At 34.2% G+C, this 20,411-nt stretch carries 18 protein-coding genes and 2 pseudogenes; 6 read left to right on the top strand and 14 right to left on the bottom strand.

Features of this window, described 5'->3' with window-relative positions; genetic code table 11:
- Nucleotides 1-1,580, bottom strand: a 1,580-nt coding sequence (secA, locus tag A9G42_RS05935) for a preprotein translocase subunit SecA (RefSeq protein ID WP_082211965.1), incomplete at its 3' end; no start/stop codon positions are given.
- An 86-nt stretch (nt 1,581-1,666) separates the two neighbouring features.
- Nucleotides 1,667-2,011, bottom strand: a complete 345-nt coding sequence (locus A9G42_RS05930; RefSeq protein ID WP_065588587.1) for a hypothetical protein — start codon at nt 2,009-2,011, stop codon at nt 1,667-1,669.
- A gap of 231 nt (nt 2,012-2,242) precedes the next feature.
- Between A9G42_RS05930 and A9G42_RS05925 the strand changes: the two genes are divergently transcribed.
- Together A9G42_RS05925 and folA are read left to right on the top strand one after the other, a co-directional pair.
- Complete coding sequence (locus A9G42_RS05925; RefSeq protein ID WP_065567616.1) at nt 2,243-3,307, top strand: MJ1255/VC2487 family glycosyltransferase; 1,065 nt, start codon at nt 2,243-2,245, stop codon at nt 3,305-3,307.
- Between the two features lie 10 nt (nt 3,308-3,317).
- Nucleotides 3,318-3,818, top strand: coding sequence for a type 3 dihydrofolate reductase (folA, locus tag A9G42_RS05920; RefSeq protein ID WP_065652926.1), 501 nt, complete (start codon nt 3,318-3,320; stop codon nt 3,816-3,818).
- A gap of 60 nt (nt 3,819-3,878) precedes the next feature.
- Here folA and relA read toward each other — a convergent pair whose 3' ends face one another.
- The 9 genes from relA to trmB form a co-directional block, all read right to left on the bottom strand.
- Nucleotides 3,879-6,137: a GTP diphosphokinase gene (gene relA, locus A9G42_RS05915; RefSeq protein ID WP_065567618.1), complete on the bottom strand. Its 2,259-nt coding sequence runs from the start codon at nt 6,135-6,137 to the stop codon at nt 3,879-3,881.
- A 3-nt stretch (nt 6,138-6,140) separates the two neighbouring features.
- Nucleotides 6,141-7,478, bottom strand: a complete 1,338-nt coding sequence (rlmD, locus tag A9G42_RS05910) for a 23S rRNA (uracil(1939)-C(5))-methyltransferase RlmD (protein ID WP_065652925.1) — start codon at nt 7,476-7,478, stop codon at nt 6,141-6,143.
- A 15-nt stretch (nt 7,479-7,493) separates the two neighbouring features.
- Nucleotides 7,494-7,982 carry a pantetheine-phosphate adenylyltransferase gene (gene coaD, locus A9G42_RS05905; RefSeq protein WP_065567620.1) on the bottom strand — a complete coding sequence of 163 codons (489 nt, stop codon included), beginning with the start codon at nt 7,980-7,982 and terminating at the stop codon, nt 7,494-7,496.
- A gap of 1,101 nt (nt 7,983-9,083) precedes the next feature.
- Entirely contained in the window at nt 9,084-9,224 is a 141-nt protein-coding gene (locus A9G42_RS13905; protein ID WP_179854620.1) for a hypothetical protein, read from the bottom strand.
- Between the two features lie 656 nt (nt 9,225-9,880).
- Entirely contained in the window at nt 9,881-10,897 is a 1,017-nt protein-coding gene (gene galE / locus A9G42_RS05895) for a UDP-glucose 4-epimerase GalE (protein ID WP_065652924.1), read from the bottom strand.
- 8 nt (nt 10,898-10,905) lie between these two features.
- Nucleotides 10,906-11,127 carry an MFS transporter gene (locus A9G42_RS14735; RefSeq protein ID WP_141672086.1) on the bottom strand — a complete coding sequence of 74 codons (222 nt, stop codon included), beginning with the start codon at nt 11,125-11,127 and terminating at the stop codon, nt 10,906-10,908.
- Between the two features lie 549 nt (nt 11,128-11,676).
- On the bottom strand, nt 11,677-12,840 hold the full coding sequence (locus tag A9G42_RS05890) for a histidine-type phosphatase (RefSeq protein ID WP_179854619.1): 1,164 nt from the start codon (nt 12,838-12,840) through the stop codon (nt 11,677-11,679).
- The gene (gene nfsA, locus A9G42_RS05885) at nt 12,837-13,562 is read right to left on the bottom strand and encodes an oxygen-insensitive NADPH nitroreductase (protein WP_065652922.1); all 726 of its coding nucleotides are present in this window, start codon (nt 13,560-13,562) and stop codon (nt 12,837-12,839) included. The genes A9G42_RS05890 and nfsA overlap by 4 nt, the downstream gene beginning before the upstream one ends.
- Before the next feature lie 18 nt (nt 13,563-13,580).
- Nucleotides 13,581-14,285: a tRNA (guanosine(46)-N7)-methyltransferase TrmB gene (trmB, locus tag A9G42_RS05880; RefSeq protein ID WP_065567625.1), complete on the bottom strand. Its 705-nt coding sequence runs from the start codon at nt 14,283-14,285 to the stop codon at nt 13,581-13,583.
- Nucleotides 14,286-14,525: 240 nt separating this feature from the next.
- Here trmB and A9G42_RS05875 point away from each other — a divergent pair, with 240 nt between their 5' ends.
- A complete protein-coding gene (locus A9G42_RS05875; protein WP_065567626.1) occupies nt 14,526-15,473 on the top strand; it encodes a ribose-phosphate pyrophosphokinase in 948 nt (315 codons plus the stop codon).
- Between the two features lie 71 nt (nt 15,474-15,544).
- Nucleotides 15,545-16,135 (top strand): aminoacyl-tRNA hydrolase, encoded by a 591-nt coding sequence (gene pth / locus A9G42_RS05870; RefSeq protein WP_065642859.1) that lies wholly within the window; start codon nt 15,545-15,547, stop codon nt 16,133-16,135.
- Nucleotides 16,136-16,224: 89 nt separating this feature from the next.
- Here the strand turns inward: pth and A9G42_RS05865 are convergent, their stop codons facing one another.
- Both A9G42_RS05865 and uxuA read right to left on the bottom strand, forming a co-directional pair.
- Entirely contained in the window at nt 16,225-16,656 is a 432-nt protein-coding gene (locus A9G42_RS05865; RefSeq protein ID WP_065652921.1) for a DUF3597 domain-containing protein, read from the bottom strand.
- A 310-nt stretch (nt 16,657-16,966) separates the two neighbouring features.
- Nucleotides 16,967-18,148 carry a mannonate dehydratase gene (uxuA, locus tag A9G42_RS05860; protein ID WP_065652920.1) on the bottom strand — a complete coding sequence of 394 codons (1,182 nt, stop codon included), beginning with the start codon at nt 18,146-18,148 and terminating at the stop codon, nt 16,967-16,969.
- Nucleotides 18,149-18,726: 578 nt separating this feature from the next.
- Here uxuA and A9G42_RS14730 point away from each other — a divergent pair.
- A pseudogene (locus A9G42_RS14730) lies at nt 18,727-18,900 on the top strand (fructuronate reductase); the annotation flags it as partial.
- A gap of 10 nt (nt 18,901-18,910) precedes the next feature.
- Nucleotides 18,911-19,066, top strand: a pseudogene (locus A9G42_RS14725) (MFS transporter); the annotation flags it as partial.
- Nucleotides 19,067-19,249: 183 nt separating this feature from the next.
- On the opposite strand, the gene A9G42_RS05850 reads toward A9G42_RS14725, so the two are convergent.
- Nucleotides 19,250-20,011: an FCD domain-containing protein gene (locus tag A9G42_RS05850; RefSeq protein ID WP_065652919.1), complete on the bottom strand. Its 762-nt coding sequence runs from the start codon at nt 20,009-20,011 to the stop codon at nt 19,250-19,252.
- Nucleotides 20,012-20,411 lie beyond the last annotated feature (400 nt).

The following is a 20,411-nucleotide window of genomic DNA, read 5'->3' as shown; positions in this document are numbered from 1 at the left end:
TCAATTTTTGCTATATCATTTTGCCAGTTACCGCCAAGCATAATATCGGTACCTCGCCCCGCCATGTTAGTTGCAATAGTAACTGCTCCTTTACTCCCAGCATTAGCAATGATTTCGGCTTCTTGAGCATGGAACTTAGCATTTAGCACATTGTGTTTAATTCCTGCTTTTTTAAATGCTTGTGAGACTAGTTCAGATTTTTCGATTGAAGCTGTTCCAACTAAAACAGGTTGTCCTGTTTTTACACATTTTTGTACATCAGCTACAATTGCATTGATCTTTTCTATTTCAGTTATGTAAACAAGATCAGGGTGATCTTTTCTTTGCATAGGACGATTAGTTGGGATAACAATTGTATCTAAACCGTAAATCTGATTAAATTCAAATGCTTCAGTGTCCGCTGTGCCTGTCATACCAGCTAATTTTTCATATAATCGGAAATAGTTTTGGAATGTAATTGAAGCAAGTGTTTGGTTCTCATTTTGGATTTTAACATGTTCTTTCGCTTCAACTGCTTGATGCAATCCATCAGACCAACGACGTCCCTCCATTGTTCGACCTGTGTGTTCGTCAACAATGATGATTTCGTTATCTTTAACAATATAATCAACATCGCGGTGAAATAGATGATGGGCACGTAGAGCAGCATTAACATGATGCATTAAAACAATATTATTTGGTGCATAAAGTGATTCATTACTCTTCATAATGCCTTGTTTAATCAATAACTCTTCGACTTTTATTAATCCTCGTTCAGTTAAGTTAACTTGGCGTGATTTTTCATCAATTGAAAAGTCTCCATCGCCTTGAAACTGATCAGAGTCTTCCTTTTCTTGACGAATTAAATAAGGGATAATCTTATCAATACTGATATATCTATCGGAACTATCTTCAGCTTGTCCTGAAATAATTAGCGGTGTTCTTGCTTCGTCAATTAATATTGAGTCAACTTCATCGACTAAAGCATAATAAAGTGGCCGTTGTACACGAGCATCTTTGCTAAACACCATATTGTCACGTAAATAATCAAACCCATATTCATTATTCGTGCCGTAAGTGATATCCGCATTGTAAGCTTCTCGCTTTATTTGTGGTGGCATATTGGGTAGGTTAATACCGACAGTTAAGCCTAAAAATTCGAATAAAGGGCGATTATTTTCTGCATCGCGTTGCGCTAAGTAATCATTAACCGTAATGATGTGCACACCTTTGCCAGTTAACGCATTTAAATAGGCTGGTAATGTCGCTGTTAAGGTTTTACCTTCACCAGTACGCATTTCTGCAATGCATCGTTCATTTAATACCATACCACCAATTAACTGAACATCGAAATGGCGCATGCCAAATACGCGCTTACTTGCTTCACGAACTACAGCAAAAGCTTCTTCTAAAATATTATCTAATTTGGTCCCTGCTGCAACTTTTTGTTTAAACTCTGCCGTTTTTGCTTTTAGTTCTACATCTGACAATGCTTCCATTGCTGGTTCAAGTGCATTAATTTTTTCAACTCGCTGGCGCATACTTTTTAATACACGATCATTACGGCTACCGAATACTTTTGTTAATAATTTTAATAACATAACTTCTCTCTTATTCTTTTTATACAAATAATAAAGGCTTATAACCTTATAATAGGGCAAATTCATTTAATTGAGTGATAAACTCTTTATATGGCAGCGTGAGGACCAGCTCTTATTCCATTATTTGGTGATAATCTAATGGTTGTATTTAGACAAAGAGCATCGTTATTTTGTAAAAGAATTTGCTTATCAAAATACTGTTTTTGTGATGAGACGAATGTTTGAGGTTTAATTTTTAATTGGGATTGATGCTCTTGTACTATTGCAGTAATAGCAATAATATCAACCTGAGAAATCAGCTGTTGAGCAGGCAATGCATTTTCTTGGTGAAAACCAAATCCAGTAGCAATCACACCTAATAATAAGTGCGATAAAGCGGTTTTGATAATTAAGCGTTTGCTAATTTTTTGCCAATAATTAATTACAGTCATAACAATGATATATTAGCATTTTTTGCCAAAATGAAAAACAATTATTAGTATTTGTCAAAATCTATATATAAGCTCAACAAAAGATAGAAAATGATAGCTTAGTCACAATCAATGCAGAATTATGATAACTATTAATGCTATAATTTTATTTAATCATGCAAAATAATTTTCATAATAATAAGCTGTTCTGCTATTATATTTATATAGTTAAAATTGACGAATAATAAAGATATGAAAATTCTCTTTGGTGTTCAAGGAACAGGTAATGGTCATGTTAGTCGTTGTAGAACACTAGCTAAAGCATTGAAAAAAGCTGGTGCTGATGTTGATTATATTTTCAGTGGACGTGATCCTAAAGATTATTTTGATATGGAAGTTTTTGGGAATTATAGAACTTTCCGTGGAGTAACTTTTGCAACACAGAATGGAAAAATTAATTTTCGTAAAACCGTGCAACGAATCCGAGCTTTCAGGCTTATAAAAGATGTGTATGAGCTTGATTTATCAAAGTATGACTGTATTATCAGTGATTTTGAACCAGTGAGCGCTTGGGCTGCACATCATCAGGATCGTGACTGTTTAGGAATAAGCAATCAGGCCGTATGCGAATATCTTAAGCCTAAAGAATATGGGCTAGTTGCAAATGTGATTATGAAGTATTATGCTCCGGTAACTGAACCTATTGGCCTACATTGGTTTCATTTTGGGCATAAGTTACTACCACCAATGATAGACTCATTCCAAGCTATACCATCAGAAGATGGCAAGATCGTAGTCTACTTGCCTTTTGAAAGCATAGATGAAGTGATTAATATGTTAAAACCATTTAATAATTATCAATTTATCTGTTTCCATCCAGAGATAAAACAAGTTACTAGCTATGGCAATGTATCTTTGAAACCACTAGGTAGAGATAGTTTTACAAATGAGCTGATTAGTTGTTCAGGAATTATTTCAAATACAGGATTTGCGTTGATTTCCGAAGCATTAGCGCTTGGTAAAAAAATTCTTACTAAGCCAGTTTCAGGACAATTTGAACAAATCTATAATGCTCAATGTTTACAATCACTTGATATGGCAACAGTTATGGAAAACTTAAACGGTATTAAGCTAAAGTATTGGCTTGATTTACCCTCGCCAAAGCCGATAATTTATCCTGATGTGGCTACAGCGCTAGCTAATTGGATTGTTGCTGGGCAAAAGGAGCCGTTACGTTCTTTGAGTGAGCGACTTTGGAGCCAGACGGTGTTTCCTGAGAATGTAAATAAACATATTAAATCTTTGGGTTATGTATAAAAAGGAAAAAATGATTTTAAGTATTATTGTTGCGATGGCACATAATCGTGTTATTGGCTTAAATAATCAGATGCCTTGGCATTTGCCTGCAGATCTGGCATGGTTTAAAAAAAACACACTTAATAAACCTGTTATTATGGGACGGAAAACCTTTGAGTCTATAGGTCGACCTTTGCCCAATCGACACAATATTATTATTAGTCGCCAAACTGAAAAATTGGTTATTAACCATGAGCATATTAGCTGGACGAAGTCGGTTGATGAAGCATTATTAGTGGCTAAAAGCCAAGTGGCAGATGAGGCGTTTCTTATCGGTGGTGGCAATATTTATCACCAAGTGCTATCTATGGTGGATCGGCTCTATTTAACACATATCAATGCTAATGTACAAGGCGATACTTTTTTCCCAGATTACAGATTTGATTCATGGCGACAAGCTTATTGTGAGAATCATCAAGCCGACGATAAAAACGCTTACGATTACCAATTTGAAATTTTAGAAAGAATATAATTATCAATATATTGCCACAGATCAGATTGTGGCAATTTTGCTAATTAACCGCCAGCCGTTTTACCCATGAAAACGTTTGGCTTCAATAACATCAGATAGCTGTTTTATTTTATTGAGTATTCGACTTAACGATTCTTGATGAGAAATTTCCATGTCTACATCAATAGTCGCTAATTGTTGTTTTATATCTGAGCGGCTAATTAAACCAAGAACGTTTGCCTTTTCATTAGCTAAAATAGTGGTAATATCTCTCAACAAACCACTCCGATCGTTAGCAATAATTTGTACCGCTATTGTGTAGCTTGAATTGATAGTATTATTCCAAGTCGCTTGAGTGATACGATCTGGTGCATGATTTTTTAGTTCTTGTAATTGCTCGCAATCAGCCCGATGAATTGAGATCCCGCGTCCTTGAGTAACAAAGCCTGTAATTGGATCGTTAGGAATGGGGCGACAACAGTTTGCAATGGTATACATTAGGTTACCCACACCTTCAATAATAATTGCACCGCCTTTTTTATTACTAGCTTTATTAGTATTTTTTGTTTGTGCATTAAATTTTTGGGCAATCTGTTTTAATGCTGCTTCGTCTTCTTCTTTCGCTGTTGGTTTGTTAAATTGTGCATTGATGAAATTGACCAATTGATTTATTTTTACATCACCACTACCAATACCTGCTAATACCTCTTCAAAAGAGTGAGCATTATATTTATTGATTAAGATTTTTTCGACACTTTTTAAACTAATATTTAGCGGTTCAAGTTCATTTGCTAGTATTTGTTCACCAGCAACAATATTTTTATCACGATCTTGTTTTTTAAACCATGCTTGAATTTTGGCTCTTGCTCGGCTACTGTTAACAAATCCTGTATTAGAATTTAGCCAATCACGGCTTGGGTTAGGTTGTTTTTGAGTGATAACTTCAACTTGATCGCCCATTTTTAAATTATAGGTAAAAGGCACAATTCGACCACCAACTTTGGCACCGATACAACGATGACCAACATCACTATGTATATGATAAGCAAAATCAAGTGGTGTGGATCGTGCTGGCAAGTCGACAACATCGCCTTTCGGTGTAAAAACATAAACCCGGTCATCAAAAATCTGACTACGAACGGCTTCTTGAATTTCGCCACGTTCAGACATTTCTTGTTGCCATGTTAATAATTTTCTTAACCAAGAAATTCTCTGGTCATAAGCTGTCATTTTGTCGGTACTACCTTCTTTATACTTCCAATGAGCAGCAACGCCTAGTTCTGCATCGTTGTGCATTTGTTCAGTACGGATTTGAATTTCAATGGCCCTATCTTGTGGGCCATAAACGACAGTATGAATTGATTGATAACCATTTGGTTTGGGATTAGCAACATAATCATCAAATTCTTTAGCGATATGTTTGTAATGGCTGTGGACGATGCCTAAGGCATTATAACAATCTTCAATTCGATCGCAGATAATACGCACAGCTCGGATATCATATAGATCTTCGAATTCAAGATGTTTACGTTCCATTTTCCGCCATATACTATAAATATGTTTAGGACGACCATAAACCTCTGCGCGAATATGATCTTTGTTCATCAGCTTTTGTAGATGTTTAACAAATTGATGGATATATAATTCACGATCTAATCGCTTTTCTTGCAATTTTTTAGCAATAAGCCGATACTCGTCTGGGAATAAATAGCGGAAACAGAAATCTTCTAACTCCCATTTTAATTGCCCTATTCCTAAGCGATTGGCTAAAGGTGCATAAATATTAAAACACTCTTTAGCTACCAAAACTTGTTCTTCTTGGGGAGATTTGATTAAATTACGTAAATAGGTAATACGCTCAGCCAATTTGATGACTACACTTCGGAAATCATTAACCATCGCCAATAGCATGCGACGAATACTATCAATTTGTTCTGTTGTAGCACTACCGTTGCGGATTGCACGCAATTGACGAATTTCTTTCATTTTAACAATGTTAGAGATGATGTGAGAAATTTCACGATCAAAATCTTCAGGGATATCCTCACGGCGAATAATTTTGGCATCAACAAAAGGAAGCAATAAAGCAGCACATAAACTATTGATGTCCATATTTAGAGTCGATAGGATCTCAACCATTTCGATAGCATTTTGGAAACAGAAAAATTGCTCAGAGGCTCCAGCGCTGTTTTCAAAACAAAAATCCCAAACTTCTCTAAACTTTTTATAAGATGCTGGGTTAGCTAATAATAGTTCTTGTTTTGCCCATTGCTCAACTTCAAATTGAGCAAGAGAATAATGTTCTTCTCGATGTTGGTGCGCGCCTCTGATAGTTACCATAAATTATGTTCCTGATTTTATTAACAACAACATTGATTCAATATGTTTGGTTTGTGGAAACATATCTAAAATAGCAACTTGAGCAATTTTGTATCCTGCATCTATAAGTTGTTTGCTATCGCGAGCTAGAGTAGCAGGGTTACATGATATATAAACAATTTTAGATGGAGCTAATTTTGCAATTTCTATTACTGCATTTAATGCCCCCGCTCTTGCTGGATCTAATAATACCTTATTAAATTGTGATTGGCTCCATATCGAAAATTGTTGAGTATCGTCTAAGTTGCTAGCTAAAAAATTGGTTTCAGCACAAATCCTATTACTATTTAATATAGTGTTAAATTTTGCTTTTTCAACCAGTGCATCAATACCTTCAATACCTGTTACTGTTTTACTTAATGTTGCTATAGGTAATGAAAAATTACCCATACCACAAAAGAGATCTAAGACTTGGTCAGTTGGTTGTAATGTTAACCAATCAAGTGCTTGATTGATCATTTTTTGATTTATTTTACAATTTACTTGGATAAAATCTAGAGGGCTAAAAGTTAATTTTAAATGATTAATTAAATAAAAATGCTCTGTATTACCTGTAATATGTACTAAATCTTTACCATGAAAATAAAGTGAAAGGTTGTAATTTTCTGCGAACTCTTTCAATAAGTTAGCATCATACTCAAGTAAAGGCATAGTATGCCTTAAAACAATAATAATACCACTGTCGACTGAAATTAATTCAATATGACCAAGTGCTTTTTTCTGTTTAAAATTGCTAAATATACTTTGCAATGGTATTAGCAGTGTATCTAATTCATTAACTAATATGGGACAACGTTTAATATTAATTATTTTGTTTGACTCAGCTTGGCGAAATCCAATAACTAATTCGCCTTTAACTATATTAATTGAAAGCCTTGCTCGCCGCCGATAATGGTAAGGCTGATCGGCAATAATTATGGGGGAATTTTGAGTAATATTTGCTAAAGATTGTCCCGTTTCTTTTTGTAGCAGGTTAATTAATGCATTATATTTTGCTTGTTGTTGCAAATGAGGTGCAATATGTTGCAATTCACAACCACCACATTGCTGATAATATTGACATTGTGGTTTAACGCGATTTTGGCTTTGATTATGATATCTAATGACTTTGGCTTTAGCATAATTTTTTTTGTCTTCAGTCAGTTCAATATCAACGGTTTCATCAGGCAAAGCTGATTTAACAAAAACTGTTTTACCTTTATAACTAGCAACTCCTTGCCCAAAAGCATCTAAGGATGCAATTGTTACTATCAATTTTTGTTTAGTAAGTTTTTTTTTCTGTTGGGTATAAAAATTAGCCATAGACGTTTTTTTAATTTATATTAAGCGTTTGAGTAATTCTGTTTTGACATGCTTTGGCACTAAATTTGTGATATTACCACCATGATAGGCGACATCTTTCACGATTGTTGATGAAATAAACCCCATCGCAATTGATGGCATTAAAAAAATGGTGTCTAAATCGGATTTTAACGCACGATTCATTTCAGCAAGTTGCCTTTCGTATTCAAAATCGTGTGTTGTTCGGACTCCACGAACAATGACTGTAGCATTATGAGTTTGAGCAAAATTTGCCATTAAATTATCAAATCCTATCACTTCGACATTAAGCAAGTGCTCGACCGAAGTTGATGCTAAATTTACCCGTTCTTCTAGGGTAAACAGTGTTTGTTTATTAGGATTTTCAGCAATAGCAACGATTAATCGAGGAAATAGTAGCGAGGCTCGTGTCACAAGGTCAATATGACCATTGGTGATAGGGTCAAAAGTGCCCGGAAAAATAGCTGTTAAGGCTTTGCTTGTCATATTTTATATTTATCCATTGGGTATGATAACCGTATCATACCCAATTTTGATTAGGATTGTTAGTTTAAACGTACAAATTCTTTTATTCAATTTACATATACGAGGAATACTTACAGAAAAAAGCTAGTTTCTATCAATATATGTCCGTAAATGAGTCAAATGATTTAATTTATAACAAATTAAGTCGTTAGGTGATCATGAATTTGTTAAGTCTGTAAAAGCCTACTTGGTTGTGACCATTCAATATGACGAGAACTATCGGGTAAAAACAGTGCTTCTAGTGCTACACCTGCAAAATTCCCATATTTACCATTGTATCAGTTTGGCTTATTCTGAAAAAACAACCTGTATATATTTGTAATGAAGGTTGAGTTGTTATTACATTCATTATTACTTTTTGAGCAGGCGAAATAAGTTGAGTTGCAATAGTCTGTGTTTTATCTAATAAGTAAATATGCCCATAACCGCCATTTATTTACCGCTCAAGACTTTCATCTTTCATGTAGTTTGCCTAAATAAAAGTTCGGGTTGTTACAAATCCATATCGTATTTAATGGCTTTCACCAAATAATTATTGTAAATTAAGTTAGCACCACAAACTGTGATTAAGGATATTCTAACTTATTTCTCCATCAAGATTAAAATAAGCGTAATTAGTTAAATTAACTGATGTGGCTTTTACACTCAGCTAGCCAGCCACCCTACTCTTTATCAGGAGAAATTAATCAAAATGTTACCTGTTGCTCGAATTGGGCTTAAATTTGCTATCGTTTTTTGTCAAAACCTAATTTTCCACCATATAACAGATTGGCACATTGGTTAGTGCTAATTAGATAATGTTTATTGTTAATATCAATTGTAACACCTAAATAGGCATCTTATTGTTGGTATTGTTCTAGTGATTGGCATTCAAGTAAGGCTTCGCAATTTTGCCCGTTAACTGGTAATATACAAGAGAACCATGTCACCTCCTCGGTTTGGAAATTTGATATGCATTGCTTGCTTATTTAAAAGTGTAATAATTTATTTTATAGGCATATCACACTGAACCATTCACTTGAATTACAGCCGTAAAAACCTTTTTTAATACCAATTTTTAGCCTAATTATCGCTAACAACCGCTCTAACCGGATTGACTTTATCTTTTGGCACTAATACCACAACATATCCGCCAAAGCTACCACTAGCCATCCGTACACCATCTAGTTTACCAATTACGCCGTGAATTATTTCAATAATCATCACGCGTTAAGTTGTGGCTATTGATCATAAGTATTGATAATAATTTATAATTACCACTAAAGCTTGCGTCACTTTTAGCGTGCGTTCGTTTTCAGTGATTACATAATGAGACCGTTTGAATACAATGGGAGCAAGCAAGTTTTAAATATATTGTGATTCGGTTAATGAAGCATCTCTTAGTTATTTTACTTTAAGGGCTTTGACTGCTACCTCACATAGTTTACATCGAACATTATATTCATTGTTAATTAAACTTCGTTTGATATTTGAATTAATGATAATCACAGAAAAATCTCTAGGAATAGAAACAAGTTTAGCTTTTAATGATCGGCAATCGATCAGTAATGCATGTTGACTTTGTTCAAGTGCAGATATTAATTGAACTATTATGCCACAATTGGTTTTCGGCATCTTGACCAATTAATGCTAACTTGGTGCCATCTAAGGTACAAAAAAACAAGTTGAATAATAACTAGGATTTTGTTCTTGAATAAATGTTTCTTCTTGTCCTTGTCAGGGCCGTTTTGCTCTATGTGGCGAAACGCGCACCTATTGGTTGATTAATAAATTATAACGAAAAAGGGGGATCAATCGGATTAAAATTAGCTATTTTTACTTCTATTTTAATTTTGTTTATTTTATCGATGTCATACAACTTAATCAGGATAGCCTTGAGGGTTATTTGATTGCCAATTCCACGAATCTTTTACCATGTCATCTAGTGTTAATTTGGTTTTCCAACCTAATTTATGTTCTGCTTTTTTGACATCAGCCCAAAACGCGGGTAAATCGCCAGATCGCCTTGGCGCAAAGTGCCAGTTAAGCGCTTTTCCTGATACTTTTTCAAAAGCTTTGATCACTTGTAATACACTGTAACCAATACCAGAACCCAAATTATAAATATGAACACCAGCTTTGTCGTGATCGGCTTTTAGTGCAGCAATGTGTCCATCAGCTAAATCAACGACATGTATAAAATCACGAATACAAGTCCCATCTGTTGTTGGGTAATCATTACCAAAAACAGCTAATGATTCTCGCTTACCTACAGCAACCTGAGTAATATATGGCATAAGATTATTAGGAATGCCTAGAGGATCTTCGCCCATCAATCCACTTGAATGGGCCCCAACAGGATTAAAGTACCGTAGTATAGTCAGTGACCAATCAGATTCGGCAACAGCTAAATCCATTATACATTGTTCTACCATTAATTTACTTTTGCCATATGGGCTAGTCGGTAGCCCTTGTGGCAAGGTTTCAACATAAGGTACAGGGGCGAGTTCGCCATAGACGGTGGCCGACGAGCTAAACACTAGCTGCTTAACACCTGCCTCTCGCATTGCTTTCATTAGAGTGATACTGCCGTAAACGTTATTTTCATAATATTCGAGAGGTTTGTGTACTGATTCACCAACTGCTTTTAACCCAGCAAAATGAATCACTGCTTTGATATCATGTTCTGTAAAGATCTTAGCTAATAATTTTTCATCACACACATCACCTTGATAAAAATCGACCGATTGACCTGTGATTTTTTGTATTCTATCTAATACTGATACTTTACTGTTGAACAAATTATCAATAATAATTGGTGTATAACCGGATTTAATAAGTTGGACACACGTATGGCTTCCTATATATCCGCATCCACCAGTAACTAATATTTTCATAATATATCCTAATCTAATGTAATTATTACAGAGAGTATCTGCCAGAGCTCAGATTGTTCGCTGTTTTTCTGCTTCCATAGATCCCATGGACCACGGACTGATAGTGTGAAAGAAGATATTCGCGTAAAACTAAATGCGATAAAACCAAAAACTAGGTATGATCTTTCAAATCCTATTTTAACATACATAAAACCTATATAAACATAATATATAGTTGTTTTGCAAAACAAAACCTACTAGCAATTGCACCTAAGGTTACATTAAATTGAAGCAACGATCCTAAAACAAAGATAAAAATGAGGCAAACAACACAGAAAGCTGTATGACAATCCAAAGAAGATGTTTTGTTAACCCTGATTTACACAAAATTAGGCTAATTAAAAGTCAAAAAAAAGGGCAAATAATGGAATGAACGAGGAAAAAGTGATCGGGATAACACTTGGTAAAATCGATTGTATTTCATTACTAATTTTATTTTGTATTTTATATAACTTTACCCATCTAGATTTATGTTTAGAATTTAGAAAAATAAGATTAAAATAATTGGTTGGAATTGCTAGATGGCAATTGGTTTTGAAATAAATTATATTATTGTGCTAATTTAGCTTACTTGAATATTATACCTGCCTAATATTCAAGTAAGCCCAACAATAAATATTTATACTAAAATGTAATTCTACCTGAAACGTTTTGATAATTAACCTTTTGCTAAATAAAATTAGCCTAACTTTTATAATTATTAGCTATTTATGGTGTTAGTCGGATAATTGAATCGTGCATTATTTTGTTATAAAAGGTTTCATTCGTTTTTCAAAGTCTAACCAATCGTAATAACCGTCACTATTAACAGAAGCATTGTTCAAATGTAGTTGATAATGTTGTGGTGGATTATTGGCATCAAGCGCTTGCCCGCTATGTAGTTGTTCAAAGCTTTGATAAATATATTCGGCATTAAAAAAGTATTTATCTGTAGGTAGGTGACGAAAACGTTGTAAAGTGATCTTGCCACCAATAGGTGTTGTTTCAAATTGATTTGGTAGTTGATAGTCTTTAAAGTCTAATGCACCAAGTAATGCGGCAATAGTGCTATCATGACCAACAAGTAGGTTTACTTTATTATCTCGTTGTATTAGATCACTTATCATATTGATAATGAGGGTAGCAGAATGTTTAGCAAGCGTTTTAGATTGGAAAACTAAACGAATATATTGATTACGAATAGCGATAATTTGTTGCCACTGTTCTTGGCTAGTTAGTCTTCCCCATGCAATTTGTTCTTTTGGAAAGGCTGAATAGTATTGTAATAAAAACGCATCAACGGCCGAAGTTCCTATTGCAAGAGGTCCAAGTAGCGCTGGTTCTTCATGTTTTTTGAAATAGAGTTGTGATGGGATTTTAGCTAAATTACATTGATATTCGGCATATAACTTTGAGTGTTTATAATCTAAAATATCGGAAAGGATTTGATAAGCAGGGGCTAGATTTTCAAAGATGTTGGTGGCTTTGTTGGCTTCTTTAATATCATGCAATACTGCATATTTAAATTCTGGCGAATCATCTCGCAAACTAGGATCGAAAATAGGATCCATATTTTCAATAGAATATTTGTGATGAATAGGAATATCATACCCAGCAAAGGCGCCAATTGCCAGGAATTGAGCGGTTGCAACTGTTCTTTGCAGGCTGTTAGCATACACAAATAATTTGGTATCGGTTTTTGATAATTTTATATTGTGTTTTTCAAGCCAAGTTGATAAATAGTGGCCAAAATAGGCTTCTAACACGCCACCTCGTGTTGTTAAATAACCATATGGATGGTTCCATTTTGGCCATTTAAAAGGCGTTGCTTTTTCTAAAAACTGTAAAGTATTGTGTAATGGAGTACGAATACCGTGGCGACTAATTATAACGACTTTATCTAGCTGATAATGATTATTATTCATTTGACGATCCATCCTTGTTTATGCAAATAATTTAAAACAAAATCGCGTTGCTCGTTGTTTATTGTATTCACAATTTTATTGCTCCAACCGCCAGCTTTTTGATTAGTACTACGAGCTTTATAGTAATCATCCATTTGAACATCATATTTTGCCAAAATTTCCCTATCAATGGGGCGATAATGGTTCTCAAAAAAGACTAGATCTTGTGGTAATCTTGGTTTTATTTCTGGATTATCATCTGGATAGCCAAGGCAAAGTCCAAAAAGTGGAAGGACGTATTTGGGCAAGTCAAGTAATTGAGTAACTTTATCAAGGCTGTTGCGCAATCCGCCAATGTATACAGCGCCTAATCCTAAGGATTCAGCAGCAATCACTGCATTTTGTGCCATAATAGCAGTATCAATACAGCCCAATAATAGCTGCTCAGCTTTCCCTAGGCTTAGTTGTGGATCAATTTGATAATGCCGATTAAAATCGGCACAAAACACCCAAAATTCAGGGGCTTGGTTAACATATTTTTGGCCACCAGCATAATAAGCTAGTTTTTCACGCTTATTGGGGTCAGTAATACGAATAATTGTCGAACATTGAATAAAATTAGAGCTAGAAGCCGACTGAGCTGATCTAACAATTGACATTATTTGCTCTTGAGTTAAATATATTGATTTATAAGCACGAATAGAGCGATGCTGACGAAGTAGATTGATCGTTTCATTTTGCATAGTAGCTCCTTTACATAATTATTTGTTTACAAATTGGAGATCCCAAACGCCGTGACCTAAATTCTGGCCTCGTTTTTCGAATTTAGTAATCGGTCTATCATCAGGTCTTGGAATGTAGTTGCTACTTGGCGATAAGTTTTCAAAACCTTCTGCCTGATTTAAAACATCTAACATATGTTCTGCATAATGTTGCCAATCCGTTGCTAAGTGCAAAATACCGCCCAATTTTAATTTTTGGCGAATTAATTGTACAAATTTAGGCTGAATAATACGACGTTTGTTATGCCTTGCTTTATGCCATGGATCAGGGAAAAAGATTTGCACTTTATCTAGTGAATGATTAGGGATCATATTTTCTAATACTTCAACAGCGTCATGGCACATCACTTTTAAGTTCGATAATTGGTTTTCTTCAATAGCCATTAAACAAGCCCCCACCCCAGGCTTGTGCACTTCAATGCCTAAAAAGTTTTTATTAGGTGCATTTTTAGCCATTTCAATTAACGAAGCCCCCATACCAAATCCAATTTCCAAAACGGTTGGTTTGCCAGTAGCAAAATAAATGGGTGAATTTGCATCATACTCAATTCCAAAAACAGGCCATAAATTGTTTAGTGCTTGTTCTTGCCCTTTCGTTAAACGACCTTGTCGTAAAACAAAACTACGAATGGTTCTTTTAGATTTGATATTTTCGTTATCTGAGTTTAATTGTTCGTTCATCACAGTATCTACTTAGGTTATGAAATTTATTAAAGCTAATTGATAGTTTGCTTGCTAGTTTACTCGATTTTTTCCTCACAGCAAAAGTATCTTACAGTTGAATTTTTTAATGAATGATTTATAAAAACTTATTAAATATTTTTATATTGTGGTTGAGCATGATAGATAAATGATTATATAATTATAGCCCCGATTTAACCGATTACAATTAAGTAATCATCAATACATGCTTGAGGATTTCTCGTGCCTGATATGAAGCTTTTTGCTGGTAATGCCACACCCGAACTAGCAAAGCGTATAGCTAATCGCCTTTATACTTCACTTGGTGACATTGTGGTAAGCCGTTTTAGTGATGGTGAAGTTAATGTCCAAATCAATGAAAATGTCCGTGGTGAAGATGTTTTTATTATTCAATCAACTTGTGCTCCTACCAATGACAATTTAATGGAATTACTGGTCATGATCGACGCTATGCGACGTGCATCAGCGGGTCGTATTACTGCTGTTATTCCTTATTTTGGTTATGCAAGACAAGATCGCCGAGTTCGTTCGGCTCGTGTACCTATTACCGCTAAAGTCGTTGCTGATTTTTTATCCACTGTTGGTGTTGATAGGGTTTTAACCGTTGATCTTCATGCAGAACAAATTCAGGGTTTTTTTGATGTACCTGTCGATAACGTATTTGGTAGCCCTGTTATTTTAGAAGATATGTTGCAGCGTGAGTTTGAGCGTCCAATCGTAGTTTCACCTGATATTGGCGGTGTTGTTCGAGCTCGAGCTATTGCAAAACTCCTTAATGATACTGATATGGCAATTATTGATAAGCGTCGTCAGCGTGCAAATGAAGCTGAAGTGATGAATATCATTGGTGATGTTGCGGATAGAGACTGTATCTTAGTGGATGATATGATTGATACAGCAGGAACACTTTGTAAAGCAGCCGATGCTTTAAAAGCGCGGGGTGCCAAAAGAGTGTTTGCCTATGCAACACACCCAATTTTTTCAGGAAAGGCAGTAAGTAACATTAAAAACAGTGCTATTGATGAAATTGTTGTTTGTGACACAATTCCACTAACAGCTGAAGTAAAAGCACTGAAAAATGTTCGCCAGTTAACACTATCAGGTATGCTTGCTGAAGCAATTCGTCGGATCAGTAACGAAGAATCAATTTCAGCTATGTTCCATCAATAATCTATTTTACCATTAATTAAAATGCCCCATTTGGGGCTTTTTTCACAAGAGACCAACAAATAATAAACATTATGACAACGATAAAACTGATTGTAGGGCTAGCCAATCCAGGAAATGAATATACTGCAACAAGGCATAATGCTGGTGCGTGGTTTATTGAACAATTGGTTCAGCGTTATAATCAATCATTAAAAAACGAGCCAAAATTTTTTGGCTACACATCACGAGTCAATATTTCTAATCATGATGTGCGTTTGTTAGTACCAACTACATTCATGAACCTAAGTGGTAAAGCGGTGCAAGCTATGGCAAAATTTTACCAAATAACCCCAGAAGAAATATTAGTTGTACATGATGAACTGGATCTGAATCCTGGTATTGCTAAACTTAAATTTGGTGGTAGTCATGGTGGGCATAATGGGCTGAAAGATATCGCTAGTAAATTGGGTAATAATTTAAATTTCTATCGATTAAGAATTGGTATTGGTCACCCAGGCGATAAGAATAAAGTTGTCGGTTACGTTCTTACCCCCCCATCTAAACCAGAGCAGGCGTTAATTGATCAAGCTATTGATGAATCAGTGCGCTGTACTGATATTATATTATCTCAGGGGATTGATGCTGCAATGAACCAATTACACGCTTTTAAGGCAATTTGTTGATTTAGCGCGAAAGGGTACAATAGCTAATTGGCTATTATAAAAAATCCACCCAATATTGGGTGGATTGCTATTATTTTAAGATAGGAAAATCAAGAAAATAAATGAGTAATATTGCCGCCTTTCTCTGCAATTTTCTTCATAACTTCTTTAATTAACCAAGTATTCATTGCTGCTGTATCATCAGTGCTACCGGTATAATTCAGCTCTTGCGCCAATTTTTTACGCGCATCTAAACTACTATCTATGCCTAACAATTTCAACAAGTCAACAATAGATGTTTTCCAGTTAAGCGCTTCAGGATGTTTTTTAGCTAAATTATCAAGAATAGACGTAACATCAACATTTGATGCTGATGTGCTCTGCTCTGTCTTTTCCTTAACCTGTTCAGCACCTTTTGATACTGTATCTTTAACCGAGCCAGTAATATCTCCGACTTTATCTTTTACTGCCTCAACAGCATGATCTACTGTTGCTTGAGCACTAGGAAACACTTTAGAAAAAATATTATTTAAGATACCCATATTACACCTCTTAATTTTAAACTGCTTATAAAAAACTGCTTAATGATATAGATGTAGAAAATATCATAATTAATATAACGCTTAAAGGGATAGAATGTCAAAATAGTTATGCTTTAATAGCATTTTATGTATTACGATACTATTTTTATCGGAATGCTAATCTATTATTGTTAAATGCTCTTATAATATTTTATGATTTAATTGAAGATTATCAATAACTCTTATTCATTTTTCAAATCAATTATTATTTTTATATAAAATAAAAAATGCCCTTAAAAGGGCATCGAAATTGTTAGGATTTACGCATTTATTAATTAAAAAAAGTTCGTAGTATTGCATACTCAACACCTCGAATTTCAGCTAAACCACGTAAACGACCTATCGCTGAATACCCAGGATTTGTTTTTTTCTTCAGATCATCCAACATTTGATGCCCGTGATCTGGGCGAACAGGAATAGATCGTTTAATTCCCGCTTTTTTACGACGTTGCTCTTCTGTTATAAGTGCCTTCATTACCGAATACATGTCTACGTCACTAGCTAAATGATCGCCTTCATGAAAAGATAGGGGGTTATCTTCACGAACAGTAGCTCGTAAATGAATAAAATGAACACGGTCAGCAAATTTTTCAGCCATTGTTGCTAAATCATTATCACTACGAACTCCATAAGAACCTGTGCAAAAACAAAAACCATTATGTATGCTGTCAACAGTTTCTTTTATCCACTGCATATCTTCAATTGTTGATACTATTCGCGGTAATCCTAAAATTGGGCGAGGAGGATCATCAGGGTGAACAGTTAAGACAATACCAACTTCTTCTGCAACGGGTACAATAGCTTTTAAAAAAAGAGCATAATTTTCACGTAACTTAACTTTATCAATCCCATCATAAGTTGCAAGATGCGCCCTAAACTGATCAAGTGAATAGCCTTCTTCTGCGCCAGGTAAACCGGCAATGATGTTTGCAATAAGTTTATCTTTATCGGCTTGAGTCATTTTTTCAAAATAAGATTTAGCTAAAACAGTATCTTCTTTTGAGTAATCTTTTTCTGCATTAGGTCTTTGTAGTATATAGATATCGAATGCTGCAAATGCCACTTGGTCAAAACGCAAGGCCTTTGAGCCATCAGGTAACTCGTATGCAAGATCTGTACGGGTCCAATCTAAAACGGGCATAAAATTATAACAAACAGTATCAATACCACACGTAGCTAAATTCCGAATAGATTGTTGATAATTAGCAATATATTTTTCGACGTCACCACTATGAGTTTTAATGTCTTCATGAACGGGTATACTTTCAACCACTGACCAAACAAACCCTTTATTTTCAATGATTTTTTTTCTTTTTTCGATCTCTTCAATTGTCCAAATTTCACCATTTGGGATATGGTGAAGTGCTGTTACAATTCCAGTTGCTCCTGATTGTTTTATGTCATCTAGTGATACAGGATCACTTGGACCAAACCAACGCATTGTTTGTTCCATTTAAATCTCCTCAGTAATTTTTACTTAACTTATTTAAAGAAAAAATACAAAAACAATATTGAGATGTTTATTTATTACTAGCTAACAATGAAGCTGAAATAGCATCAAATAAGTAATCATCAAAGCTTAGTTTTTCACTATTTCAAATAGCTATTGTTTGTTTTTTATATTTTCCATATTGCCACAAAAACTGGTGTATAGCTTTTGCATCTTTTATTTGTAATGTTTATAACATTTTCTTGCAGTTATTAGACCACTTTTTGTAACTTGTATTTAATCTGCTTGGTTCGTAAAAGGTAGATAGCTAGATGCTCCCTTAATTTCTAAATATTATTAATTATGGCATTTAATCAGGCTATATTAATATTTTAACCTTATTAAACACACCATCAAATTGGCACACCAATATTAATATTAGAGTATTTCTATTGTCAATATTAAATAAAAATAAACTCAACATAGTGGCATTGATCACAATTCCATCAAAATAGTGGTGGAATTTAATTTTATAAATGAAAATATGTCTAGCCAATAAATAAATGCTGTCATTAAACTTAAAACTAAATGGTGATATAAATATGCTAAAAATTTCGACTTTACCTCAATTTATAAAAAAACATCCAATATATGATAGGAAAGCGATAGCATCTAGAATTGTTCATTTGGGTTTTGGTGCTTTTCACCGAGCTCATCAAGCTTTGTTTATAGATCGATTATTAAATACAGGAAAAAGCGACTGGGCAATTTGTGATAGTATGACAAGGTGCATATGCATGGTCAGGACAGATGATTTTTAATTTATTTATTGGAGCCTTTGTAAGTGTTATTGGTTATGGCCCATTTTTTATCGCGTTAGCTTTTTTTGATGTGATAGGCGCTGTTGTTTTATGGACATTTATTAGAGAAAATAAAAGTTAGCATAGTATATCCTAATTAAAGGCCAATCAATGATCGTTTATTACTCTTAACTGACAAATACAATGCTTTCGACTTTATTTGTCAGTTTTTGTCAATTTTTTATTGCTTTTTTGCTAATGCTTTTTAATTCTAAATTTTAGTCAACTGTCTAAAAAGAAAATCTACGTACTATAATGATATTTACTATTGGTTAACAATGGTAACTGGAATAGAGTCAAATAAATAGCCATCAAAATTAGGATTTTCACTATCTGACACCGTCATTAATGTTTGTTTAACATTTTCTAAATGCTGCCACATAGCTTGCCGTGCTGCTTTTGCATCTTTAACTTGCAATGCTTGCAAAATTTTTTCGTGATCATCAAGCCATTTTTTTCGGTAACTATTATCGGTAATACAATTATGAAGTTGATCCCACATTTTACTCGCATTCCGTTTTTTCCATAGATCGTTGAGTAAATCTTCTAATACAGCGTTTTTCGTTGCTTTTGCTATTGTAATATGAAACATTTCATCTGCACTATAATCATCAAGTATGTTATTTTGTAAAATTTGTCGCTCTTGCTCCAAAATAGCTCTAAGCTTTACTACATCAGCTTTCACTATTTGAGATGCTGCAAATGCTGCAATATTACTCTCAATTAATTGCCTTGCTTGTAATAATTCAAATGGTCCAAAATCATTTTCTTCTATTTGTTTATTCTGCTCAGATAACGTTGCATCAGGTAAACCAATTACATAAACACCAGATCCTTTTTTTACTGTAATCAAATTCTCAAGTTCTAGCATGATTAATGCTTCACGTACTACTGTGCGACTTACACTAAATGTTTCAGCAATATCTCTTTCTGGTGGTAATCGATCGCCAATTTTATATGTGCCATTTTTCAACAAAAACTTTAGCTCATTACCAATTGCTTGATAAAGACGACTAGATGATTGCATTTTATTGCCCTTTTTTAGTAACTATATTAATTAGCGCAATAAATTATACGCTAGTTATCCCATTTAGCAGAATATTTAATATTTTTCATTGTTAATTATGTCATGAAACTAGAATACCAACTATTAACGACACATTATTTATATTATCAATACGACACAAACTAAACCAATTATAGTGATCCAGATCACAATCTAATCCAAACAATAGTGCAAATTAATTTTATAAATGGAAATATGTCTAACCAATAAAATAAGCACTGTCATTAAACTTTAAAATTACATAGAGATATCGGCGAACTAGTGATCTCAGTTTTACCTCAATTTGGTTCAGATCTTTTTAAAAATACAAAGTTTAAAGACTAAGTTACTAAATATTACCTATCAATCATAAGATTTAGTA

It is taken from the genome of Gilliamella sp. Nev6-6 (assembly GCF_001690605.1).
GTDB classification, from domain to species: Bacteria; Pseudomonadota; Gammaproteobacteria; order Enterobacterales; family Orbaceae; genus Gilliamella; species Gilliamella apicola_C.
The sequence above is the reverse complement of the archived record's forward strand: the minus strand, read 5'-3'. Positions and strand labels throughout refer to the sequence as shown.